The following is a 23049-nucleotide window of genomic DNA, read 5'->3' on the forward strand; positions in this document are numbered from 1 at the left end:
GGGATGACTACCCCGGCACTCGTGTTAGGCCCCATGATGCGGTACGTGGACCAGACCTCGGCGAGCATCTGGGTGGAAACCCGGGACAACGCCAGCGTGACGGTCAGCGCCGGGGCCGGGGAGTGGAAAGCCCGGACCTTCGCCGTCCACGGCCACCACTACGCGCTGGTGGAAGTGGACGGCCTGGAGCCCGGATCCGTGACACCGTACACGGTGGCCGTCAACGGAGTGCCGGTGTGGCCCGAGCCCGGGACGGGGTTCCTGCCGCCGGTGATCGCCACCCTCAAACCCGGCAAGCCGCTGCGCCTGGCCTTCGGTTCCTGCCGCACCAGCGTCCCGCACGACGAGTCCGGCAACCGGAGCCACGGCGTGGACGCTTTGCGGGCCTACGCAGTGGCTATGAGTTCCGGCGGCGGCGGGGAGCCGTGGCCGGACCTGGTGGCATTCCTCGGGGACCAGGTCTACGCGGATTTAACCAGCGAACAGATGCAGGAATTCATCAAGGCCCGGCGTGATATTGAGGCGCCTCCCGGCGAAGAGCTCAAGGACTACGAGGAGTACGCGCACCTCTACCACCTGGCATGGTCCGACCCCGCGAACAGATGGCTGCTGTCCACCCTGCCCAGTGCCATGATTTTCGACGACCATGACATCCGGGACGACTGGAACTCGTCGAGGAGCTGGCGGGAGGCGATGCAGGCCACCGCCTGGTGGCAGGGGCGCATTGTGGCCGGGCTGGCCTCGTACTGGGTCTACCAGCATTTGGGAAACCTGTCCCCGCAGGAGCGCGCCGCGGATGTGATCTGGCAAAAGATCACATCCCGCCGCGGGGACGGCGAACCGGACATCAGCGCTGAGCTGGACAGTTTCGCCGAGCGGGCCGACCAGGATCCGGAAACCTACCGGTGGAGTTACTGCCGCGACTTCGGCGACACCCGGCTGCTTGTGGTTGATTCCCGTGCCGCCCGGAACCTGGACCCTGACCGCCGGGCCCTGCTGGACGACGCCGAAATGGACTGGCTGGACGCCCGGATGCGCGGCGGGTTCCGGCACCTGCTCGTGGCAACGTCCTTGCCGTTCCTCCTGCCGATGGGCCTGCACCACCTTGAAGCCTGGGACGAGGCAGTCTCCGAGGGCGCATGGGGCAGGCTCCCGGCGCGGGTCGGCGAGAAACTGCGCCAGGCGGTAGACCTGGAGCACTGGGGTGCCTTCCAGGACAGCTTCCGGCGGATGGCCGCCATGGCCGCGGAGGTGGCAGAGGGGACGCGCGGTCCGGCCCCGGAGACTGTCACCTTCCTGTCGGGCGACGTGCATTTTTCCTACGTCTCCGAAGTGGAGCGGTCTTCGGGAAGCCGCATCATCCAGGCGGTCTGCTCTCCCATCCGCAACCCGCTACCGCGGCTGATGCGCTCCTTCGGCGCCGTGATGTCCTACGGCCTGGCCGCGCCGATCGGGGCGTTGGCGGCACGCTCCGCCAGGGTTCCGGATCCGCCCTTCCGCTGGTCCGGCATCAAAGGCCCATGGTTCGACAACAACCTGGCCTGCCTCGAAGTGGTGCCGGAGGGCTTGAAGCTGTGGTGGCAGCGGGGCGTGGTGGACGGCGGCGACAACCTCAACCCCCGCCTGGAACGCGTGGCCGAGATAACCGTCGCTCCACGCAGGACGGCGGGAAATGCTGCCGTCCTGCCCTCCTAGATCAGGCCCTGGGCCAGCATGGCGTCCGCTACCTTCACGAACCCGCCGATGTTGGCGCCGAGCACGTAGTTGCCCGGATCACCGTACTCGTCAGCCGTGGAGGCGCAGCGGTCGTGGATGCCCACCATGATGTCGGTGAGCCGCTCCTCGGTGTGTTCGAAGGACCAGGAATCCCGGCTGGCGTTCTGCTGCATCTCCAGCGCCGACGTGGCAACGCCGCCGGCATTGGCGGCCTTGCCCGGGCCGAACAGCACGCCCGCCTGCTGGAACACGGCCGCCGCGTCGCGGGTTGAGGGCATGTTGGCGCCTTCGCCGACGGCAAGGAGCCCGTTGCGGACCAGCCGGGCGGCAGCACCGCCGTCGAGCTCGTTCTGGGTGGCACAGGGCAGCGCCACGGTGGCATCGACCTCCCAGACGGAGCCGCCGTCCACGTAGGACACGCCGCCACGGCGTTCGGCATAATCTTTCAGGCGGCCCCGTTGCACTTCCTTCACTTCGCGAAGAAGGGCGACGTCGATGCCCGCCTCATCCACCACGTAACCCGAGGAGTCGGAGCAGGCCACCACAGTGGCACCCAGCGCCTGCGCTTTGGCAATCGCATTGATGGCCACGTTTCCGGAGCCTGAGACCACCACGCGCTGGCCGTCGAAGGACGTGCCGCGGGTCTTCAGCATTTCCTGGGTGAAGATCACGGTTCCGAAGCCGGTGGCTTCCGGCCGGACCAGGGATCCGCCCCAGGAAATGCCTTTTCCGGTAAGGACGCCGGATTCGTAGCGGTTGGTGATGCGCTTGTACTGCCCGAACAGGTAGCCGATTTCGCGGCCGCCCACACCAATGTCGCCGGCCGGGACGTCGGTGTATTCACCAATGTGCCGGTACAGCTCGGTCATGAAGGACTGGCAGAACCGCATCACCTCGCCATCGCTGCGGCCGCGGGGGTCGAAGTCCGAGCCGCCCTTGCCGCCGCCGATGGGCATGCCGGTGAGGGCGTTTTTGAAGATCTGTTCAAAGCCCAGGAATTTGACGATGCCCAGGTAGACCGAGGGGTGGAACCGCAGGCCGCCTTTGTACGGGCCCAGCGCCGAGTTGAATTCCACCCGGAAGCCGCGGTTGATCTGCACCCGGCCCTGGTCATCAGTCCACGGCACGCGGAAGATGATCTGCCGCTCCGGTTCGCAGAGCCGTTCCAGGATTGCGGCTTCAAGGAGTTCGGGATGCCTGTCATGGACGGGCCCCAGGCTTTCAAAGACCTCAACTACAGCCTGATGGAACTCCGCTTCGCCGGGGTTCCTGGCCAGGACAGTGTCCCTGATGGCCTCCAGCCGTGCATCCATGAATCTTTCCTCACCGTGGGCGTAACACTGGGCAGCCACGCGGCGGGCGGCGTCGTCCCAAATAGTTTACGCTTCAACTTAACTGATTGCGACCAGCCGCTGTTAGGCGGCCCCAATCACAATGCTCTAACCTCCGTATTGTGACAGAAAAATTCCACTTAGCGATAATTCCGTCGGCGCTTCCGGCGGGCGGCGGGGCGTCCTGATGCCGTACGTATGCCTGCTTCTCTCCGGTGCGGCACTGCTGGTCAACGGACTCGCCACCCTGGGGCACCTGCCCCGCCGCGACGCAGCCGTCCTGGGCCTGGTGGTGGGGATCGTGCAGCTGGTGCTCGGCGTCGTCGTGCTGTCCCTGGGCGGTGCGGCCGGCACAGCGCCGACGGCAGCAGGGATCCTCCTGTTCGGGCTGACCTACGCCTATGCGGGCCTGGACATCCTGCTGGGCCTTGGGGCGAAGGGCCTGGGCTGGTTCTGCGGGATGGTTGCGTTCGTTGCCGTGCTGCTTGCCTTCTTCTGGCTTCCTGCCGATCCCCTGCTCGCCGTGCTGTGGCTGGCGTGGGCGGTGCTCTGGGGCCTGATGTTCGCCTCCCTGGCCTGCGGCCGGAGCGGGCTGGACCCCTTCATGGGCTGGGCACTGGTCCTGGCCAGCCAGGTGACCGCCACGGTGCCGGCCTTCCTGGGAATGGCCGGGCTCTGGCCGCGCAGCGCCCACGTTGCCGCCGGCGCCGCCGGGCTGTTGGGACTTCTCTTCCTTGCCGCGGGAGTACTGGCGCGGCGGCAGCCTGCGGGCGAATGGCGCGCACCGGATAAGCCCCGTACCGTTGCCGCCCTGCCCCGGGAGCCGCGGCGCTAGCCGCCGTGGCATACTGCCGTAACCAGTTTCTGCCGGATCCGCCGGCTGGAGGTCGGAAGGGGTTCTTCAATGCAGGAGTTCGTCAGCGCGGACGAAGCAGTGCGGCAGCACGTCGTCGATGCGCTCGCGCAGGCGGGGACCGCCCCGGATCGCGCCTTTCAGCAGCGGTTCGACGCACACTTCCCCGACCTGTGCCGCCTCTTCCGCACGCTGTACGGATCCCGGCCGGACTGGCAGGACCAGCTGGCCGCCCTGGTGGTCCAGGGTGCACGCTCCTGGGATGGGCGCCCTGCCGAGCTGAAGGCCCTGGACGCTGAACGGGAGGCCAACAGCGGCTGGTTCCTGTCCAACAACATGCTCGGCGGCGTCTGCTACGTGGACAGGTACGCCGAAAGCCTGGAAGGGCTGCGCTCCCACATTCCGTACTTCAAGGAACTGGGCCTCACTTACCTGCACCTCATGCCGCTGTTCCTCGCACCCGAGCCGCACTCCGACGGCGGCTACGCCGTCTCCAGCTACCGCCAGGTCAACCCCAAGCTGGGCACCATGGAACAGCTCCGTGAGCTTGCCTCCGAGTTCCGGACCCACGGCATCAGTCTGGTGGTGGACTTCATCTTCAACCACACGAGTGACGAACACGAGTGGGCCCGCAAGGCGGCGTCGGGGGATCCGGAGTACAGCGACTACTACTGGATCTTCCCCGACCGCACCATGCCGGACGCCTTCGAGCGCAACGTGCGTGAAATCTTCCCGGAAGACCACCCGGGGTCCTTCATCCAAATGGAGGACGGCCGCTGGGTGTGGGCAACCTTCCACACCTACCAATGGGACCTGAACTACTCCAACCCGGACGTCTTCCGGGCCATGGCCGGGGAGATGCTGTTCCTGGCCAACCAGGGCGTTGACATCCTGCGCATGGATGCCGTGGCGTTCATCTGGAAGCAGCTGGGCACCCCCTGCGAAAACCTCCCCGAGGCCCACATCCTCCTCCAGGCCTTCAATGCCGTCTGCCGGCTGGCCGCGCCGTCGCTGCTGTTCAAGTCCGAGGCAATCGTGCATCCGGACGAGGTGGCCCTCTACATCGATCCGGCCGAATGCCAGCTCTCCTACAATCCGCTGCAGATGGCGCTGATCTGGGAATCCCTGGCCACCCGGGACGTCTCGCTGCTGGCGCAGGCGCTCGAACGAAGGCACAACATCCCGGACGGCACGTCCTGGGTCAATTACGTGCGCAGCCATGACGACATCGGCTGGACCTTCGCCGACGAGGACGCGGCAGAGCTTGGCATCAACGGCTTCGACCACCGCCGTTTCCTGAACTCCTTCTACGTCAACCGGTTCCCGGGCAGCTTCGCCCGCGGCGTCCCGTTCCAGGACAATCCCAAGACCGGGGACTGCCGGATTTCAGGTACCACGGCGTCCCTGTGCGGCATGGAGGTGGACCCGGCCGAGGCGGTGGAGCGGATCCTCCTTGCCCACTCGGTGGCCTTCAGCACCGGCGGCATCCCGCTCCTGTACCTGGGCGACGAGGTGGGGCAGGTCAACGACTACGGGTATGCAGAAGAGGAAGGGCACGACGCCGACAGCCGCTGGGTGCACCGGCCCCACTACCCGGCGGGCCAATACGCGCTCCGCCACGACCCGTCCACCCCCGCGGGCGCGGTGTACGCCGGCCTGAAGCGGATGGTTGAGGTCCGGGCGGCCACGCCTGAACTGGCCGGTACCAGGCTGGTGGATTTTTCCACCAACAACCGTTCCGTCCTTGCCTACCAGCGGCCCGGCGCCGCGGCTGAAACACGGGTCCTGGCGCTCGCCAACTTCAGCGACCAGCCCCAGGCCCTGCCCGCCGAAACCTTCTCCGGGTACTCCCCTGCCGCCGTCGACCTTCTCTCCGAAGCAGCGCTGCAGCTGGACGAGGGGGTCACGCTCCTCCCCCGCCAGTACCTCTGGCTGCGCGTCACTCCCGTTTAGGCCCGTCCCATCCCAACTAGGTAGCGCTAAGTGTCGTTTTGGCCGCCCAAAACGACACTTAGCGCTACCCAGTTGGGCGGGCGGGGGCGGGGCGTGAAACCATACGGATCATGGCCCAGAAGATTGCGTACCAGGGTGAGCCCGGCGCCAACTCCAATATCGCGTGCAAGCAGATGTTCCCCGACATGGAAAGCGTGCCCTGCGCGAGCTTCGAGGACGCGTTTGAACTCGTGTCCAGCGGCGAGGCCGAGCTGGCCATGATCCCGATCGAGAACTCCATCGCCGGCCGGGTGGCGGACATCCACATCCTGCTGCCGCAGTCCAACCTGCAGATCGTGGGGGAGTTCTTCCTGCCCATCCACTTCGACCTGCTTGGCATCCCGGGCAGCACCATCGAAGGTGCCACCGAGGTGCACAGCCACATCCACGCCCTGGGCCAGTGCCGCAAGCTCATCCGCGAGCACGGCCTCAAGCCCGTCATCGCCGGCGACACCGCGGGTTCCGCCCGGGAAGTCAGCGAGTGGAACGATCCCCGCAAGCTGTCCCTCGCTCCCCCGCTCGCGGCCCAGATCTATGGCCTGGACGTGCTGGCCTCGCGGGTTGAGGACGACCCCTCCAACACCACGCGCTTCGTGGTCCTGGCCCGGGAAAAGGAGCTGCCGGCGCGGGATGAGCTTCCCGGACCGACAGTCACCAGCTTTGTGTTCCGCGTCCGCAACGTCCCCTCGGCCCTGTACAAGGCGCTGGGCGGCTTCGCCACCAACGGCGTGAACATGACCCGGCTGGAAAGCTACATGGTGGGCAACGAATTCGCCGCCACCATGTTCATGGCCGACGTCGAAGGCCACCCCGAGGACCTGCCGTTGAAGCTGGCCCTCGAGGAACTGGACTTCTTCACCACCGAGGTGCGGATCCTGGGCGTCTACTCCGCCGCGGACTACAGGACTGCTCAGACCGTCAGCGGCTGACCCGCTGCATGGCGCGGCTTCAGGAGACCGGCAAAGAACTCCGCCAGCTCCGCCGTCGCCGCGAGCGGCAGGACGTTGGCCACGTACTGGTCCGGACGGACCACCACCACCACGCCGCCGCGGTCCAGGCCCCGCAGCTCGAAGATGTCCGCGTTGGGATCGGTGGCGTACACCTTCTCGTAGTCGGTCAGCTTGAACGGGCCCACCTGCGGCCTGAACACCGCCGGTACCGCGTTGATGTCAACGGCGGTGTGGGGCTGCTGGTAGACCACTTTCACGTCGAACCAGGCATCCGGGTCAGCGTCCGACGGCGTCGCGGCCAGCGGTGACTGTGGCGAGTTCGCCAGCCACTCGGCGAAGTCCGCCACACCTGAGTGCCCGCCGGCCGGTGCCGCGTCGGCGAAAACGTAGATCCGCCAGCGGCCGTCAGCCGTAGCGTGGTGGCCCAGGTGCATCGGGTTGGTATCGCCCACCCGCACCACGGGCGCCGATTTGAAGCGCTTGCCCACGGGAAAACCCGTGGCCAGGTCCTGGTGGATGTCGCTGCCGGTCACCATGGACGGCGTGTACTGGGTCATGAAGCCGGCCGGGAATTCAGCGGTGCGCACGTAGAAGTCCTCAAGGTCCGAGGGGTGTTCGAACTCTTCGGGCTTCTTGGCCATCATGGTGGACCACTCCTTATCGAAATCGATAAGGTTCTTCGCCACCACCTGGCGCTCCTCGGAGTAGGTGGACAGCAGGCTCTCCGGGCTGCGGCCTTCCAGCACGTGCCCCAGCTTCCAGGCCAGGTTGAACCCGTCCTGCATGGAGACATTCATGCCCTGGCCGGCCTTGGCACTGTGGGTGTGGCAGGCGTCGCCGGTGATGAACACCCGCGGAGTACTGGTGCCGCGGTCCTCCGGCAGGACGTCGTCGAACCTGTCCGTCAGGCGGTGGCCCACCTCGTAGACGCTGTGCCATGCCACGTTTCGCACGTCCAGCGTGTAGGGGTGGAGGATCTCGTTGGCCTTGTGGATGATCTGCTCGATGGTGGTTTTGCGGATGGCGCCCTTGGTGTCCGGATCCACCTCGCCAAGGTCCACGTACATGCGGAAGAGGTAGCCGCCTTCCCGGGGGATCAGCAGGATGCTGCCTTTCTCACCCTGGATGGCGCACTTGGTGCGGATGTCCGGGAAGTCGGTAACGGCCAGGACATCCATAACGCCCCAGGCGTGGTTGGCGGCGTCGCCGGCGAGGTGGCAGCCAATGGCGTCCCGCACCTTGCTGCGGGCGCCGTCCGCACCAACAACGTACTTAGCGCGGACCACCCGCTCCTGGCCTTCGCTTGGGCCGGAGGTGCGGGCGAGGGTCACAGTGACGGGGTACTCCCCCTGGCCGGTGACTTCAAGGCCGCGGAATTCGTAGCCGTAGTCGGGCTTCATGCGGGTGGGCGAGTTGGCCATGACCTCGGCGAAGTAATCCAGGACGCGGGCCTGGTTCACGATCAGGTGCGGGAATTCACTGATCCCCATCTCGTCGTCCACGGCACGGGCGGCCCGGACGATGCGCGAGTGGTCCGCCGGGTCCGGCTTCCAGAACGCCATTTCGGTGATCCTGTATGCCTCGGCGATGATCCGCTCGGCAAAACCGAAGGCCTGGAACGTCTCCACGCTCCGGGCCTGGATGCCGTCGGCCTGGCCGATGGGAAGACGCCCTTCCCTACGTTCAACAATGCGCGTTGTGACATTCGGGAACTGGGAAAGCTGCGCGGCTGCAAGCATGCCGGCAGGCCCGGTGCCCACAATCAGCACGTCGACTTCGTCCGGAAGGTCAGCAGGCCGGTTGATGCCGACGCCTGCCGCAGGCTTGACCCGGGGGTCGCCCGACACGTAACCGTGGTGATGAAACTGCACGGGATTCCTCACTTCGTTGTGTGGCGCTTCAGCTGCACGAGCTGTTCGATAATAGAATTTCAGGTTCCATATAAGAAACCCTGCGATTGAGCACCACAGTACGCCACCTGTGACGGGGACTACAAGGGACCGGGATTCCCTCGAGAAAAGGGGTTGACGAACGCCGACGCGAGCGCGATAGTGATCGTATACGATTTTGTACTCGATGAGGAGACGGTTTGGAGCAGGTCAACGGGGACACCCTTGCAGCGGCACGCAAGGTCATCGCGGTGCACATCAACTACCCCAGCCGGGCCGCGCAGCGGGGACGCACGCCGGCCCAGCCGTCGTACTTCCTCAAGCCGTCGTCGTCGCTCTCGCTGAGCGGCAGCGCGGTGGAACGGCCTGCCGGCTGCGAGCTCCTCGGCTATGAGGGGGAGATTGCCCTGGTCATCGGCAAGGCCGCCCGCCGCGTCGGGCTCGAGGACGCGTGGAGCCACGTCGCCGCCGTTACCGCGAGCAACGACCTGGGCGTGTATGACCTGCGCTGGGCGGACAAAGGCTCGAACCTGCGGTCCAAGGGCGGCGACGGCTTCACTCCCGTGGGCCCCGCACTGATCCCGGCAGACGCCGTCGACCCCTCCCGCCTGCGCATCCGCACCTGGCACAACGGCCAGCTCGTCCAGGACGACACCACGGAGGACCTGCTTTTCCCGTTCGCCCGCCTGGTCGCCGACCTCTCCCAGCTGCTCACCCTCGAGGAAGGGGACATCATCCTCACCGGCACCCCCGCCGGCGCCTCCGTGGCCAGGCCCGGAGACGTGCTGGAGGTGGAGGTGGGCACGCTTGATGGCAGCCCCACCACCGGCCGCCTGGTCACCAGGGTGGAGGAAGGCACGACGCCGTTCGCTGACTTTGGTGCCGGCCCCAAGGTTGACGACGTGCAGCGGGAGGAAGCGTGGGGTTCGCGCGAAGCTGCCGGCCTTCCTGCTCCTGCCAGCGTCCTCACCCCGGTACTGAAAGCCAAACTCGAGAGCGTCGCCACGGCCACGCTGTCCTCGCAGCTGCGCAAACGCGGCCTTAATAACGTCAGCATCGACGGGCTGCAGGCCACGCGCCCGGACCGCCGCGTCGTCGGGCTGGCCCGGACCCTGCGCTACGTCCCCAACCGGGAGGACCTGTTCAAGTCCCACGGCGGCGGCTTCAACGCCCAGAAGCGCGCCATCGATTCCGTGAACGAGGGCGAAATCCTGGTGATGGAGGCCCGCGGCGAGAAAGGCACCGGGACGGTGGGTGACATCCTGGCCCTGCGCGCCCAGGTCCGCGGCGCCGCGGCGATCATCACGGACGGCGGCGTCCGGGACTACGCCGCCGTGGCCGGACTGGAGATGCCCACCTACTTCGCCAACCCGCACCCCGCGGTGCTGGGACGCCGCCACGTTCCGTGGGACACGGACATCACCATCGCCTGCGGCGGTACGACGGTGCAGCCCGGCGACATCATCGTGGCCGACTCGGACGGCATCCTGGTGATCCCGCCGGCCATCGCCGGGGAACTCGTCGAGGACTGCATTCGGCAGGAACAGGAAGAAGCCTTCATCTTCGAGATGGTGAAGCAGGGCAACAGCGTTGACGGCCTCTACCCCATGAACGCCGAGTGGCAGGCACGGTACGAGGACTGGAAAGCGGGCAAGAGCAATGACTGAGGCAGTATTGGCCGCGGGCAGCAAGTCGCAACAGGCCTACGACGCAGTGAAGGCCCGGATTGTGGAAGGAACCTACACCCCCGGGTACCGGCTGGTGCTCGGCAGCATCGCCAAGGACCTCGGGTTCAGTGTGGTCCCGGTCCGGGAAGCCATCCGCCGGCTCGAGGCCGAAGGACTGGTGAAGTTCGAACGCAACGTGGGCGCCACCGTGGCCGGGATCGACCCCACCGAGTACCTCTACACCATGCAGACCCTGAGCATCGTGGAAGGTGCCGCCACCGCGCTGTCTGCTCCGCTGGTCGATGCCGCGGCGATTGCCCGGGCCCGCGCCGTGAATGAGGAGATGCGCGAGTGCCTCCAGCATTTTGACCCCGTCCGCTTCACCCGGCTCAACCAGGACTTCCACAGCATCCTGTTCGAGCGCTGCCCCAACCCGCACATCCTGGACCTGGTCCACCGCGGCTGGAACCGGCTGGCAGCTTTGCGGTCCTCCACGTTCCGCTTTGTCCCGGGCCGTGCCCGCGAATCGGTGGAGGAGCACGAAGGGCTGCTGCAGCTCATCGAATCCGGAGCAGACGCCGATTCCATCGAGAAGGCCGCCCGCCTGCACCGCTCCGCCACCCTGGACGCCTACCTCGCCCAGAGCACCCCGCAACCAGCAACGCGGGGTCACTAAACGCCCAATAAACGGCCCCAATCGGCCCAGAAGTGACCCCGCGTTGAACTATCACGAAGGAAACAACAATGACGTTCACTGCAGAACAGTCCGCCACCCACTACGTGCCGCAGGACCTTCCCAACCACATCCAGCACTACATCAACGGCCAGTTCGTCGACTCCGTCTCCGGCAAGACCTTCGATGTCCTGGACCCGGTATCCAACCGGAACTACGCCACCGCCGCCGCAGGCCAGAAGGAGGACATCGACCTCGCCGTCGCCGCCGCCCGGGAAGCGTTCACCAACGGCCCGTGGCCGAAGATGAAGCCCCGAGAACGCGCCCGCGTCCTGAACAAAATCGCGGACGCCGTCGAGGCTCAGGAAGCCCGGCTCGCCGAGCTCGAGACGTTTGATACCGGCCTGCCCATCACCCAGGCCAAGGGCCAGGCCCTCCGCGCGGCGGAGAACTTCCGCTTCTTCGCCGACCTGATCGTGGCACAGTTCGACGACGCCATGAAGGTCCCCGGCTCACAGATCAACTACGTGAACCGCAAGCCGATCGGCGTCGCGGGCCTCATCACCCCGTGGAACACCCCGTTCATGCTGGAGTCCTGGAAGCTCGCCCCGGCCCTGGCCACCGGCAACACCGTGGTCCTCAAGCCGGCCGAGTTCACCCCGCTCTCCGCCTCGCTGTGGGCCACCATCTTCAAGGACGCCGGCCTCCCTGACGGGGTGTTCAACTTGGTCAACGGCCTCGGCGAGGAAGCCGGGGACGCCCTCGTGAAGCACCCGGACGTCCCGCTGATCTCCTTCACCGGCGAGACCACCACCGGCCAGACCATCTTCCGCAACGCCGCCGCCAACCTCAAGGGCCTGTCCATGGAACTCGGCGGCAAGTCACCCTGCGTGGTCTTCGCCGACGCCGACCTTGACGCCGCCATCGACTCGGCCCTGTTCGGCGTCTTCTCCCTCAACGGCGAGCGCTGCACCGCCGGCTCCCGGATCCTCGTGGAACGCGCCATCTACGACGAGTTCTGCGAAAAGTACGCCGCACGCGCAAAGAACATCGTCGTCGGCGACCCGCATGACCCCAAGACCGAGGTCGGCGCCCTGGTCCACCCCGAACACTACGAAAAGGTGGCCTCCTACGTGGAGATCGGCAAGTCCGAAGGCCGGCTCCTGGCCGGCGGCGGGCGGCCCGAAGGACTCCCCGACGGCAACTACATCGCACCTACGGTGTTTGCCGACGTCGCCCCCGACGCCCGGATCTTCCAGGAGGAAATCTTCGGCCCCGTCGTCGCCATCACCCCGTTCGAGAACGACGACGAAGCCCTCGCCCTGGCGAACAACACCAAGTACGGCCTCGCGGCCTACATCTGGACGCAGAACCTCACCCGCGCCCACAACTTCTCGCAGAACGTCGAGGCCGGCATGGTCTGGCTGAACAGCCACAACGTCCGCGACCTGCGCACCCCGTTCGGCGGCGTCAAGGCCTCGGGGCTGGGCCACGAGGGCGGCTACCGCTCCATCGACTTCTACACCGACCAGCAGGCCGTCCACATCACCCTCGGCACCGTCCACACCCCCAAATTCGGCGCCTAGCCAACCCCTTTCAAAGAAGAGAGACCACCATGAGCAACCCGTTCACCGGCCCCATCCCCACCCCCACTGTCCCGGCTCCGGACATCGTCCGCTGCGCCTACATGGAAATCGTGGTCACCGACCTCGCCAAATCCCGCGCGTTCTACGTGGACATGCTCGGCCTGCACGTCACCGAAGAAGACGAGAACGCCATCTACCTGCGCACCCTGGAGGAGTTCATCCACCACAACCTGGTGCTGCGCAAGGGACCCGTCGCCGCCGTGGCCGCCTTCGCCTACCGGGTGAAGTCCCCCGCCGAAGTGGACGCCGCAGAGGCGTACTACCGCGAGTTGGGCTGCCGGGTTGAACGCCGCAAGGAAGGCTTCACCAAGGGCATCGGAGACTCCGTCCGCGTCGAAGACCCGCTGGGCTTCCCGTACGAGTTCTTCTACGACGTGGAGCACGTGGAGCGCCTTACCCAGCGCTACGACCTCTACTCCGCCGGTGAGCTGGTCCGCCTGGACCACTTCAACCAGGTCACCCCCGACGTCCCGCGCGGCCGCAAATACCTCGAGGACCTCGGCTTCCGCGTCTCGGAGGACATCCAGGATTCCGACGGCGTCACGTACGCCGCATGGATGCACCGCAAGCAGACCGTCCACGACACCGCGCTCACCGGCGGCAACGGGCCGCGGATGCACCACATTGCCTTTGCCACGCACGAGAAGCACAACATCATCCAGATCTGCGACAAGATGGGCGCCCTGCGCATCAGCGACCGGATCGAACGCGGCCCCGGCCGGCACGGCGTGTCCAACGCCTTCTACCTCTACATCCTGGACCCGGACGGCCACCGTGTGGAGATCTACACCCAGGACTACTACACCGGCGATCCGGACAACCCCACCATCACCTGGGACGTCCACGACAACCAGCGCCGCGACTGGTGGGGCAACCCCGTTGTCCCCTCCTGGTACACCGAAGCCTCCCTGGTCCTGGACCTGGACGGCAACCCGCAGCCGGTCATCGAGCGCGAGGAAAAGTCCGAGATGGCGGTCACGGTGGGCGCCGACGGTTTCTCCTACACGCGGAAAACAGAAGGAGAAGGCGCCGGTGCCACTGAACAGAAGACCGGCTTCAAGCTGGGGGCGCAGGTCTAGATCATGCTGGATGACAGGACGATCGAGGCCATCGCGGACGAACTGGTCGAGGCGGGCCGTAACCGGAAACCTGTGCCGCGCCTGACCGCACGCTACCCGGACATGACGGTGGAGGACTCCTACGCCGTGCAGCTGTTGTGGCGGCGGCGGAACGAGGAAGCCGGACGGACCCTGGTGGGGCGCAAGATCGGCCTCACGTCCAAGGCCATGCAGGCCGCCACCGGCATCACCGAACCGGACTACGGCGCCATCTTCGATGACATGGTGCTGGAAACCGGCTGCTCCGTGGACTGGGACCAGTACACCCACCCGCGGGTGGAGGTGGAGCTGGCCTTCGTCCTGAAAGACGGGCTGAAAGGCCCGGGCTGCACCATCTTCGACGTCCTGAAAGCCACCGACTACGTTGTCCCGGCCCTGGAGATCCTGGATTCCCGGATCGAGATGGAAGGCAGGACCATCGTGGACACCATCTCGGACAACGCGGCGATGGGCGCCATGGTGATCGGCGGCCGGCCCGTTAAGCCCGACGCCGTGGACCTCCGCTGGGTCTCCGCCATCCTCTACAAGAACCAGACCGTTGAAGAGACCGGAGTCGCCGCCGGGGTCCTGGACCACCCGGCCAACGGCGTCCACTGGCTGGCCAACAAGATCGCCGCCCACGGCGACTCACTGAAAGCCGGCGACATCATCCTCGCCGGCTCCTTCACCCGCCCGCTCTGGGTGTACAAGGGAGATACCGTCCACGCCGACTACGGACCCCTGGGGAGTGTCACATGCCGCTTCGAATAGAGGACACCTTCCGCGACGCCCTCGCGGGGGCGGACCGGCCGCTGGCCGGGATGTGGGTCTGTTCCGGAAGCCCCCTGGTCGCCGAGTTGTGCGCCGGATCCGGGCTGGACTGGCTCCTGGTGGACGCAGAGCACAGCCCCAACAGCCTCGAATCCATCCTCGCCCAGCTCCAGGCCATCCACGGCTACCCCGCCCACACCATGGTCCGCCCGCCCGCCAACGACACCGTGCTCATTAAGCAGTACCTGGACCTGGGCGTGCAGAACCTGCTCATCCCCATGGTCAACTCAGCCGCTGAGGCGGAAGCCGCCGTGGCCGCAACCCGCTACCCGCCGCAGGGCGTCCGCGGGGTCGGCTCGGCCCTGGCCCGCGCGGCACGCTGGAACCGGGTCCCGGACTACCTCGCCCGGGCCAACGAGACCATCAGCGTCACCGTACAGATCGAATCCGAAGCCGCGGTAGCCGTCGTGGAAAACATCCTGGCGGTCGACGGCGTCGACGCCATCTTCGTGGGCCCGTCCGACCTCGCCGCCTCCATGGGCCTGCTGGGACAGCAGGAACACCCCGAGGTGCGCGCCGCCGTCGAACACTGCCTCGCTGCCGCCAAAGCCGCCGGGAAACCCGCGGGCGTTAACGCCTTCAACCCGGACACCGCCCGCCACTACCTCGACCAGGGTGCCAACTTCATCCTGGTGGGCGCCGACGTCGCCCTCCTGGCAAGGGGCTCCGAAGCCTTGGCAGCGCAGTACATCCAGGCGGCGGAGGCTGCCGATGGCGACAACACCGCCAGCTACTGACGTCGTCCCGCATTCACCTGCCTCGCGTGGCGCCTCGCAGAGGTGAAGACAGCCAGCAGGCCATCTGTTCAGCATATTAGCCATAAGCCAGTATAGTGAACGAATGACCTCCACAATCACCCTTGCGTTTGCTGTACCGCTCGAAGCAGAGCTGGTGGAGCAGATCCGCGCCGTCGATCCGTCAGTTACCGTCCTCTACGAGCCCGAGCTCCTGCCACCCGAGCGTTACCCGGCCGACCACTCCGGCGACCCGGCCTTCAAGCGCACTCCAGCCCAAGAAGAGCGCTACTGGGCCATGCTCAACAGCGCACAGGTGCTTTACGGCTTCCCCAACGAAAGCCCCGCCGGCCTCGCCCGCATAGCCCGCGAGAATCCGCGCCTGCAGTGGATCCACGCAATGGCCGCAGGGGCGGGCGGAGCCGCCAAGGCCTCCGGACTGGACCAGGACATCCTGCAAAAGTTCAAGATCACCACATCGGCCGGCGTCCACGCCCTGCCCCTCGCCGAGTTCGCGGCGCTCGGAATCCTCAACGGCTTCAAACGGAGCGCAGAACTGGCCCAGGACCAGGCCGCCAAAACATGGCCTGAACTGCGGATCCCCACCCGCCTGGTCAACGGCTCCACATTGGTGGTCACCGGGCTGGGCGAAATCGGGCTGGAGACCGCAAGGATCGCCAGGGCGTTGGGGATGAAGGTCAGCGGAACCAAACGGTCCGTGGAACACATCGACGGCATCGAGCAGGTGGTGGACAACGCCGGCCTTCCGGCCCTGCTGGCCACGGCCGATGCAGTAGTGAACACGCTGCCCGGCACCGCCTTCACGGAGAAGCTTTACAACCATGAAACGTTCGCCGCCATGAAGCCCGGGACGGTCTTCATCAACGTGGGCCGGGGCACCGTCGTCGACGAAGAGGCCCTGCTGGAAGCCCTCAACAACGGCCAGGTCGGCTACGCCTGCCTGGACGTCTTCGCCGTCGAGCCCCTTCCGGAGGACAGCCCCCTCTGGGAGCACCCCAGGGTCATGGTCTCCCCGCACACATCCGCCCTCAGTGCCGCCGAGAACCGCCTCATCACCGAGCGCTTCTGCAGCAACCTGCGGACCTTCCTCGACGGCGGCGACCTCCCCCACCTCGTGGACACGGTCCACTTCTACTAAGCCCCCCCGGCTCGAAGCACGGTCAGGAGAAATCCATGCGCATCGCAAGAATCAAGACGGCAGAGGGAGCCCGGCACGCCGTGGAGCGGAGCGGGATGTGGCACCACATTGTTGATCCGTTCGAGGAACCCTTCAGCTACACAGGGCACACCACCTCCGGCGCAGATGCCGTGTTCCTCGCCCCGGTCCGGCCGGCTGTGGTGCTCGGCATCGGACACAACCGGACGCTGAACGACCATCCGCTGCCCATCCAGGCCTGGCATAAGTCTGTGCACACCCTCGCCAATCCCGGCGATCCGGTGGTCGCCGTCCGGGACCGCGGCACGGTCAACGTGGAAGGCGAACTCGCAGTGGTCATCGGGAAACAAGCGAAGGAGCTGACGCCCGGCAACGCCTTGGAGCATGTCCTCGGCTATACGTGCGTCAATGACGTGACCAACGTGGACCAGGGCCTGGTGGATGAACGGAACTTCCAGGGCAAGGCCGGCGTGAACTACACGCCCCTTGGCCCGTGGATCGAAACCGACATCCCGGATCCGGACCTTGTGGGAATCGACGTCATCGTCAACGGAGTGGCCCAGGCGAACTCCGGGACGTCCAACCTGCCCTCCTCAGTGGTGGAGTGCCTCGTCTACGTAACTTCCTGGCTGACGCTGGAACCCGGCGACGTGCTTATGACAGGGGCTCCCGGGACCGCAGTGGCAGTCCTGCCGGGCGATCAAGTGGACATCGTGATCGAGGGAATCGGCACCCTTACAAACAAGGTCGCCTGAGTTCCCCCGCCTTCCGGAGCACGCATGGCATGGGACGCGATGACGCGCGCCCCTATGATGGATGGTGTTCAGTCAAATGAACACCAGTTCGTCCTGCCGCGGCAACCCGAAGGAGAATCATGGCCGATTCCCGCAACTCCGGCCCTCAACCAGACAACCAGGGCAACGCCTCACCCGCCCCCGCCGTCACGCGGGCGGCAGCCGTCCTGGATGCACTGGCCTCCTCCGCCACAGGCCGCCTCACCCTCAGCGACCTCTCGCGGGAAGTAGGCATCCCCAAATCATCCACGTCGAACCTGCTGCTGGCACTGGAGGAAGCCAGGCTTATCAACCGCCAGGGCAGTGAGTTCACCCTTGGCCGCAAGCTGGTTGAACTCGGCGCGGCATACCTTGGCCGCTTGGATGAGGTGCAGGAGTTCTACCGCTACTGCGAGCAGGCCCCGGTACTCTCCGGCGAGACCGTTCGCATCGCGATGCTCGACGGCTTGAACGTTATCTACCTAGCGCGCTACGAGGGCCACCCCGCCGTACGACTGACGTCGAATATCGGCGACAAAATGCCAGTCTCGCTCTGCGCAGTGGGCAAGGCACTGATAGCGCGGCTGCATGACCATGACATCGAGGAACTCTTCCCCGATGACGCGGAACTGCCCGTGCTGACGCCGAAGTCGCTGCGCACGGGAGCCGAATTCAAGGCACAGCTGCAGACCATCCGCGAACAGGGCTACGCCTTTGAGGACGAGGAATCCACCACCGGCGTGGTCTGCCTGGCCGTTGCCGTGCCCACCCGCGGAGCCCACGGTCCCAGCCTCGGCCTGTCAGTGACAGCACTCAAGGCCACGTACACGCCTGAGCAGGGTGCCCAGATGGTCAAGGAACTCCAGGAACTCGCCCATTCCCTGGGCAACCCCATGGGGTAACCGCCGCCACCGCCGCTTCCTTCACAAACGCATTCACCCTTGCCGTCTGTTCAACTTGCTGTATTGTGTTCAGCATAGTGATCGACGCAACAGGTGTCGTTGCTATCCCACCAGGCCAACGAGGGTCTGGAGTGCGTTTAAGGGAGTTACTGTGACAACTCGTACTAAATCACCGCAGACTGACAGGAACGGCCATGTGGTCGAACCGGGGCAGCTGCGAAGGGCAACGCTTGCCAGCTCCGTAGGGTCAGCCCTCGAGTACTACGACTTTTACATTTATGGCCTCGCGTCAGCACTGATCTTTGGTCCGCTGTTCTTTTCCCCCTTGGGTGAAAGCGGCGCAGTCATCGCCTCGTTTGCCACGTACGGCGTCGGCTTTGCCGCAAGGCCCTTCGGCGGGGTGGTCTTTGGCTACATCGGAGACCGCTTCGGCCGGAAGATGGTGCTGATCCTCACCATCGGCCTGATGGGAATGGCAAGCTTCGCCATCGGCCTCCTGCCCACCTTTGAACAGGCAGGAATGCTCGGTGCCGTCCTGCTGGTCGCCCTCCGCATCCTCCAAGGCCTTGGCGCCGGCGCCGAGCAGGCCGGGGCAACCACGCTGATTTCCGAGGTGGCTCCGCGAAGCCGCCGCGGGTTCTTTGCCTCCCTGCCCTTCGTGGGCATCCAGCTGGGCACCCTGCTCGGAGCGGGCACGTTCGCCCTGATGGCCCTCGCGGACCGGGATGTCCTGCTGGGCTGGCTGTGGCGGGTACCCTTCCTGGCCAGCGTCATTCTTATTGTTATAGCTGTCTTTATCCGGCTCCGACTGAAGGAAACACCGGTCTTCCAGGAGCTGGAGAAGCACAAAGCGGTGGTCAAGAATCCGGTGGGTCAAATCTGGAAGCACTCCAAGAAGAACGTGCTCGTCGGAATCGGCCTGCGCATGGGTGAAAACGGCAACTCGTCGGTTTACTCCGCGCTTCTGGTCTCATTCATCAGCCTTCCAGCCGGCGTATTCCCGGGCGACAAGTTCATTGGTCCAACAGGATTGCTGATCGCCGCCGGCTGCGCAGCAGTCATGGTGGTCACCTTCGGCGCCCTGTCCGACCGGTTCGGCCGGGTTCCCGTGTACCGCTACGGGGCACTATTCCAGGCCCTCATTGCACTGCCCGCGTTCTACCTGGTCACGCTGGGCAACGTCACCCTGGTTTGGGCAGTGATGGCGGTGGGCATCGCCCTGGGCGTGCAGTCCATGCTGGGTCCGCAATGCGCCCTGCTGCCTGAACTCTTCGGCTCCCAGCACCGGTTCACCGGCGTGGCCCTCAGCCGGGAACTCTCGGCAGTCCTCGCCGGCGGGTTCGCACCCATGATCGGCGTTGCGCTGCTCGCTGCAACCAACCACTCCTGGCTGGTTCCCGCGCTGTACTCACTGGTCCTGGCCGCAATCTCCTTTGTCACCACGTTCTTTACTCCCGAAACCAACGGCCGCGACCTGGTGCTCGTTGAGGACGCCAGGTAGTAGTCCCTGATCCTTGGGGGCGGCCCCTAGCGGGGGCCGCCCCCCGGGTTCGTCAGCACCCCAAGCCCCTCCGGTCCCCAAAAGGTTGAACATGAACAACGCCACCACCTCCGCCGCTCCACCCTCCGGCGTCGATCAAACCCGTCCGCGTGCAGGGTTTGTCGGGTTGGGGCTGATGGGCGCACCCATGGCCGCCAATCTGTTGCGGGCTGGATGGTCCGTCACGGGATGGAACCGCTCCCCCGCCGCTGTTGAAGGCCTGCTGGGGCTGGGCGGGAGGGGTGCCGCCACGGTGGCGGACCTAAGGGACGAACCGGTCATCATTTTTATGCTTCCCAACCTCTCCTTCATTGAAGATGCCGCAGGAGGGCTCCTCGACGCATGGCGGACCTCGCCGCCTGAACCGGGAACGGTCGTTGTGGTCATGAGCAGCGTTTCACCCGTGGGCGTCAGAGACTTCGGCCGGGCGGTTATCGAGGCAAGCGGCGGGAACGCCACAGTGCTGGATGCGCCCGTCAGCGGCGGTACACACGGCGCAAAGCAAGGAGACCTCGCCATCATGGCAGGCGGCTCGGAAGAGGACTTCGCGCGGGTCCGGCCGGCACTGCAGGCCATGGGCGCAACAGTCCGGCGGCTCGGCGGGCTCGGGGCGGGCTCCTTGGCCAAAGCATGCAACCAGCTGGTTGTCGGCACCACGACGGCGGCCCTCGCCGAAGCAGCCGAGCTTGCGGAACGCTCCGGTCTGGAGGTCACGGCCCTCTTCGAGGTGCTCTCCGGCGGGCTCGCTGCAAGCCGGGTGCTGGAACTCGTAGGTCCCCGCCTGGCAGCAAAGGACTACACGCCCACAGGACCGGCTAAGTTCATGCACAAGGACCTGTCTTTTGTCGTGGAGAGTGCACGAAGCGTCGGTGCCGCTGCGCCGATGGCGTCCGCCGGGACCGAACTCTACGCGCAGTTGCTCGCGCAAGGCCTGGGGGACCTCGACCTGGCCGTGGTGCGTAAGGCCATTGCGAACCTCAGCACCACAGACGCTTCCCACAGCGGGACCGAAGCGGCCAAGGAGACTGCACGATGACTTCACTTTTCGACCTGACCGGGCGTGCGGCGCTAATTACCGGCTCCAGCCGGGGAATAGGCAACGCCCTTGCCCGTGCCCTGGCGGATGCCGGTGCAACGGTGGTGTTGAACGGGATGGATGCGGACCGCCTCAAGGCTGCAGAAACCTCCATGTCCGCCGATTTCCCGCCAGGCCGTATCCACAGCTGCGCCTTCGACGTTACCAAGGACGCGGAAGTGGCCCGTGCCGTGGCGTGGGTAGAGGAGAATGTGGGTCCGCTGGAGATCCTGGTCAACAATGCCGGGATCCAACACCGCGTCGCCATGGTTGACCTGGACGTCGAAGACTGGGAAAGGGTCATCACCACTGACCTCACCAGCGCTTTCCTCGTGGGCCGGGCGGCCGCCCGCTTCATGATCCCCCGCGGCCGCGGCAAGATCATCAACATCTGCTCCGTCCAGGCCGACCTTGCACGGCCCACCATCGCGCCCTACATCGCTGCCAAGGGCGGCCTGCGAAACCTCACCCGCGCCATGACGGCGGAATGGGCGGCTTCCGGCCTGCAGATCAACGCCATCGCCCCTGGTTACATCCACACCGAAATGACCCGGAACCTGGTGGACGACGAGCAGTTCAACACCTGGATCCTTGGGAGGACCCCCGCGCACCGCTGGGGCACCGTCCAGGACCTCGCCGGACCGGCAGTCTGGCTGGCCTCCAGCGGTTCAGATTTCGTGAATGGACAAACAATCTTCATCGACGGCGGAATGACGGTGGTGGTCTGATGCGCACCGTTGCCGAACTGCCGGCGGCGGGTCCCGCCGTCGTCGCCCATGCTGCAGGCGACCTGCGCATTGAAAGCATTCCGCTCCCGGCACCCCTGCCCGACCAGGCCGTGGTGGAGATTGCCTACGGCGGGATCTGCGGCTCCGACCTGCACTACTGGCTGCACGGTGCCGCCGGGGAATCGGTCCTGAAGGCCCCCATGGTGCTTGGCCACGAGATCGTGGGGACTGTCATCCGCGCGGCAGCGGACGGGTCGGGACCGGCTGAGGGCGCACCGGTCGCCGTGCATCCGGCCACGCCCGGGCCGGGAGAGGGTCCGGACTATGCCAGGTATCCCGAAGACCGGCCCAACCTGTCCCCCGGCTGCACCTATCTTGGAAGTGCCGCACGGTTCCCGCATACGGACGGCGCCTTCAGCAGGTACGTCAACCTGCCGTCGCGGATGCTGCGGGTCCTGCCGCCTGGCCTGGACCTGAAGGCAGCGGCGCTGATCGAACCGGCCAGCGTGGCGTGGCATGCCGTGAGCCGCGCCGGTGATGTCAGGGGCAAGACGTTCCTGGTGGTGGGCTGCGGCCCTATCGGTACGCTGACCGTCGCCGTCCTCAAGCGTGCGGGTGCGGCCCGCATCGTGGCCACGGACCTGCACCGAAAACCGCTCGACATTGCACTGGCAGTTGGAGCGGACGAGGTGCTGGAAGCCAGCGAGGCCCAGGCCCTGGCAGCGGTCCAGGCAGACATTGTTATCGAGTCCTCCGGCTCCCACTATGGATTGGCGACGGCCATCAAAGGAGCGGTGCGTGGCGGCAAAGTGGTGATGGTCGGCTTGCTCCCGTCCGGACCGCAGCCTGTACTGATCTCACTGGCTATCACTCGGGAGCTGGAATTGCTGGGATCATTCAGGTTCAACGACGAGATCGATGAGGTCATCGCCGCGCTGGGCGACGGGTCCCTGTTCGCGGCCCCGGTGACCACGCACGTCTTCCCGCTGGAACGCGGTCTCGAAGCTTTTGAAACGGCCAAGGACTCGGCCGAGTCCGGCAAGGTCCTGCTGGACTTCGATCCTGATGCGTCGCTCTCCACCGGACCAGGAGCTGCAGAAGCAGCACGCCCGCGCTAAAGGGACCGCGCCGGGGGCAGTTTGGGGGACCTGCACCCGGCGCGGAGTCTCTGATACCGCCTGGTTAGGCGAGGGAAAGGAAGAGCTTCTCCAGCTCTTTCCTGTCCATGGTGGCGTCCTCGCGGACAATGCACTGCTCCAGGCCGCTGGCGATGATCGCGAAGCCGGCCCTGTCCAGCGCCTTCGATACGGCGGCGAGCTGCGTGACGATGTCCTTGCAGTCCCTGCCTTCCTCCAGCATCCGCGTCACGGCGGCGAGCTGGCCCTGGGCGCGCTTGAGGCGGTTGACCACTGGGGCCAGTTCAGTCGAGTCGAGTTCCATGAGGTCTCCGTAGGTGGGGTTCTTGCCTCCAACTA

At 66.0% G+C, this 23049-nt stretch carries 20 protein-coding genes; 17 read left to right on the plus strand and 3 right to left on the minus strand.

Features of this window, described 5'->3' with window-relative positions:
* Nucleotides 1-3: 3 nt before the first annotated feature.
* Nucleotides 4-1695 carry an alkaline phosphatase D family protein gene (locus SMD14_RS18600; protein ID WP_321214633.1) on the plus strand — a complete coding sequence of 564 codons (1692 nt, stop codon included), beginning with the start codon at nt 4-6 and terminating at the stop codon, nt 1693-1695.
* Here the strand turns inward: SMD14_RS18600 and gdhA are convergent.
* Nucleotides 1692-3029, minus strand: coding sequence for an NADP-specific glutamate dehydrogenase (gene gdhA, locus SMD14_RS18605; protein WP_321214634.1), 1338 nt, complete (start codon nt 3027-3029; stop codon nt 1692-1694). The two genes, SMD14_RS18600 and gdhA, sit on opposite strands and share 4 nt — an antisense overlap.
* Nucleotides 3030-3234: 205 nt before the next feature.
* On the opposite strand from gdhA, the gene SMD14_RS18610 reads away from it, so the two are divergent.
* The 3 genes from SMD14_RS18610 to SMD14_RS18620 all read left to right on the plus strand — a co-directional run bounded on the left by SMD14_RS18610 (nt 3235) and on the right by SMD14_RS18620 (nt 6821).
* Complete coding sequence (locus tag SMD14_RS18610) at nt 3235-3882, plus strand: AmiS/UreI family transporter (RefSeq protein WP_321214635.1); 648 nt, start codon at nt 3235-3237, stop codon at nt 3880-3882.
* A gap of 69 nt (nt 3883-3951) precedes the next feature.
* Nucleotides 3952-5853 (plus strand): alpha-amylase family glycosyl hydrolase, encoded by a 1902-nt coding sequence (locus SMD14_RS18615; protein ID WP_321214636.1) that lies wholly within the window; start codon nt 3952-3954, stop codon nt 5851-5853.
* A 110-nt stretch (nt 5854-5963) separates the two neighbouring features.
* Entirely contained in the window at nt 5964-6821 is an 858-nt protein-coding gene (locus tag SMD14_RS18620; RefSeq protein ID WP_321214637.1) for a prephenate dehydratase, read from the plus strand.
* On the opposite strand, the gene SMD14_RS18625 is transcribed toward SMD14_RS18620, so the two are convergent.
* Nucleotides 6803-8713 carry an FAD-binding monooxygenase gene (locus SMD14_RS18625; RefSeq protein ID WP_321214638.1) on the minus strand — a complete coding sequence of 637 codons (1911 nt, stop codon included), beginning with the start codon at nt 8711-8713 and terminating at the stop codon, nt 6803-6805. The two genes, SMD14_RS18620 and SMD14_RS18625, sit on opposite strands and share 19 nt — an antisense overlap.
* 218 nt (nt 8714-8931) lie before the next feature.
* Between SMD14_RS18625 and SMD14_RS18630 the strand changes: the two genes are divergently transcribed.
* From SMD14_RS18630 to SMD14_RS18690, 13 genes are all read left to right on the plus strand, one after another.
* The gene (locus tag SMD14_RS18630; RefSeq protein ID WP_321214639.1) at nt 8932-10398 is read left to right on the plus strand and encodes a fumarylacetoacetate hydrolase family protein; all 1467 of its coding nucleotides are present in this window, start codon (nt 8932-8934) and stop codon (nt 10396-10398) included.
* Nucleotides 10391-11074 carry a GntR family transcriptional regulator gene (locus SMD14_RS18635; RefSeq protein WP_321214640.1) on the plus strand — a complete coding sequence of 228 codons (684 nt, stop codon included), beginning with the start codon at nt 10391-10393 and terminating at the stop codon, nt 11072-11074. Before SMD14_RS18630 ends, SMD14_RS18635 begins: the two co-directional genes overlap by 8 nt.
* A gap of 68 nt (nt 11075-11142) precedes the next feature.
* Entirely contained in the window at nt 11143-12657 is a 1515-nt protein-coding gene (hpaE, locus tag SMD14_RS18640; RefSeq protein ID WP_321214641.1) for a 5-carboxymethyl-2-hydroxymuconate semialdehyde dehydrogenase, read from the plus strand.
* Between the two features lie 29 nt (nt 12658-12686).
* Entirely contained in the window at nt 12687-13796 is a 1110-nt protein-coding gene (hpaD, locus tag SMD14_RS18645) for a 3,4-dihydroxyphenylacetate 2,3-dioxygenase (RefSeq protein ID WP_157240556.1), read from the plus strand.
* 3 nt (nt 13797-13799) lie between these two features.
* Nucleotides 13800-14585: a 2-oxo-hept-4-ene-1,7-dioate hydratase gene (hpaH, locus tag SMD14_RS18650; RefSeq protein ID WP_321214642.1), complete on the plus strand. Its 786-nt coding sequence runs from the start codon at nt 13800-13802 to the stop codon at nt 14583-14585.
* Nucleotides 14570-15382: an HpcH/HpaI aldolase/citrate lyase family protein gene (locus tag SMD14_RS18655; RefSeq protein ID WP_321214643.1), complete on the plus strand. Its 813-nt coding sequence runs from the start codon at nt 14570-14572 to the stop codon at nt 15380-15382. Before hpaH ends, SMD14_RS18655 begins: the two co-directional genes overlap by 16 nt.
* 103 nt (nt 15383-15485) lie before the next feature.
* Complete coding sequence (locus tag SMD14_RS18660) at nt 15486-16538, plus strand: D-2-hydroxyacid dehydrogenase (protein ID WP_321214644.1); 1053 nt, start codon at nt 15486-15488, stop codon at nt 16536-16538.
* 35 nt (nt 16539-16573) lie between these two features.
* The gene (locus SMD14_RS18665; protein ID WP_157240550.1) at nt 16574-17311 is read left to right on the plus strand and encodes a fumarylacetoacetate hydrolase family protein; all 738 of its coding nucleotides are present in this window, start codon (nt 16574-16576) and stop codon (nt 17309-17311) included.
* A gap of 119 nt (nt 17312-17430) precedes the next feature.
* A complete protein-coding gene (locus tag SMD14_RS18670; RefSeq protein WP_066279747.1) occupies nt 17431-18231 on the plus strand; it encodes an IclR family transcriptional regulator in 801 nt (266 codons plus the stop codon).
* A 151-nt stretch (nt 18232-18382) separates the two neighbouring features.
* Nucleotides 18383-19732 carry an MFS transporter gene (locus SMD14_RS18675; RefSeq protein ID WP_321214645.1) on the plus strand — a complete coding sequence of 450 codons (1350 nt, stop codon included), beginning with the start codon at nt 18383-18385 and terminating at the stop codon, nt 19730-19732.
* Between the two features lie 91 nt (nt 19733-19823).
* The gene (locus SMD14_RS18680; protein ID WP_321214646.1) at nt 19824-20807 is read left to right on the plus strand and encodes an NAD(P)-dependent oxidoreductase; all 984 of its coding nucleotides are present in this window, start codon (nt 19824-19826) and stop codon (nt 20805-20807) included.
* On the plus strand, nt 20804-21574 hold the full coding sequence (locus tag SMD14_RS18685; protein ID WP_321214647.1) for an SDR family oxidoreductase: 771 nt from the start codon (nt 20804-20806) through the stop codon (nt 21572-21574). The genes SMD14_RS18680 and SMD14_RS18685 overlap by 4 nt, the downstream gene beginning before the upstream one ends.
* Nucleotides 21574-22692, plus strand: a complete 1119-nt coding sequence (locus tag SMD14_RS18690; RefSeq protein ID WP_321214648.1) for an L-idonate 5-dehydrogenase — start codon at nt 21574-21576, stop codon at nt 22690-22692. Before SMD14_RS18685 ends, SMD14_RS18690 begins: the two co-directional genes overlap by 1 nt.
* A gap of 64 nt (nt 22693-22756) precedes the next feature.
* Here SMD14_RS18690 and SMD14_RS18695 read toward each other — a convergent pair whose 3' ends face one another.
* Entirely contained in the window at nt 22757-23014 is a 258-nt protein-coding gene (locus SMD14_RS18695) for a metal-sensitive transcriptional regulator (RefSeq protein ID WP_104999301.1), read from the minus strand.
* Nucleotides 23015-23049: the final 35 nt, after the last annotated feature.

The organism is Pseudarthrobacter oxydans, from assembly GCF_034258515.1.
Classification (GTDB): domain Bacteria; phylum Actinomycetota; class Actinomycetes; order Actinomycetales; family Micrococcaceae; genus Arthrobacter.

Coding starts and splice junctions, on each gene's coding strand:
- SMD14_RS18690 (WP_321214648.1), top strand. CDS start 21,574: ATGCGCACCGTTGCCGAACTGCCGGCGGCGGGTCCCGCCGTCGTCGCC.
- SMD14_RS18635 (WP_321214640.1), top strand. CDS start 10,391: ATGACTGAGGCAGTATTGGCCGCGGGCAGCAAGTCGCAACAGGCCTAC.
- SMD14_RS18610 (WP_321214635.1), top strand. CDS start 3,235: ATGCCGTACGTATGCCTGCTTCTCTCCGGTGCGGCACTGCTGGTCAAC.
- SMD14_RS18680 (WP_321214646.1), top strand. CDS start 19,824: ATGAACAACGCCACCACCTCCGCCGCTCCACCCTCCGGCGTCGATCAA.
- SMD14_RS18600 (WP_321214633.1), top strand. CDS start 4: ATGACTACCCCGGCACTCGTGTTAGGCCCCATGATGCGGTACGTGGAC.
- gdhA (WP_321214634.1), bottom strand. CDS start 3,029: ATGGATGCACGGCTGGAGGCCATCAGGGACACTGTCCTGGCCAGGAAC.
- hpaH (WP_321214642.1), top strand. CDS start 13,800: ATGCTGGATGACAGGACGATCGAGGCCATCGCGGACGAACTGGTCGAG.
- SMD14_RS18660 (WP_321214644.1), top strand. CDS start 15,486: ATGACCTCCACAATCACCCTTGCGTTTGCTGTACCGCTCGAAGCAGAG.
- hpaD (WP_157240556.1), top strand. CDS start 12,687: ATGAGCAACCCGTTCACCGGCCCCATCCCCACCCCCACTGTCCCGGCT.
- SMD14_RS18695 (WP_104999301.1), bottom strand. CDS start 23,014: ATGGAACTCGACTCGACTGAACTGGCCCCAGTGGTCAACCGCCTCAAG.
- SMD14_RS18665 (WP_157240550.1), top strand. CDS start 16,574: ATGCGCATCGCAAGAATCAAGACGGCAGAGGGAGCCCGGCACGCCGTG.
- SMD14_RS18670 (WP_066279747.1), top strand. CDS start 17,431: ATGGCCGATTCCCGCAACTCCGGCCCTCAACCAGACAACCAGGGCAAC.
- SMD14_RS18615 (WP_321214636.1), top strand. CDS start 3,952: ATGCAGGAGTTCGTCAGCGCGGACGAAGCAGTGCGGCAGCACGTCGTC.
- SMD14_RS18620 (WP_321214637.1), top strand. CDS start 5,964: ATGGCCCAGAAGATTGCGTACCAGGGTGAGCCCGGCGCCAACTCCAAT.
- SMD14_RS18685 (WP_321214647.1), top strand. CDS start 20,804: ATGACTTCACTTTTCGACCTGACCGGGCGTGCGGCGCTAATTACCGGC.
- hpaE (WP_321214641.1), top strand. CDS start 11,143: ATGACGTTCACTGCAGAACAGTCCGCCACCCACTACGTGCCGCAGGAC.
- SMD14_RS18655 (WP_321214643.1), top strand. CDS start 14,570: ATGCCGCTTCGAATAGAGGACACCTTCCGCGACGCCCTCGCGGGGGCG.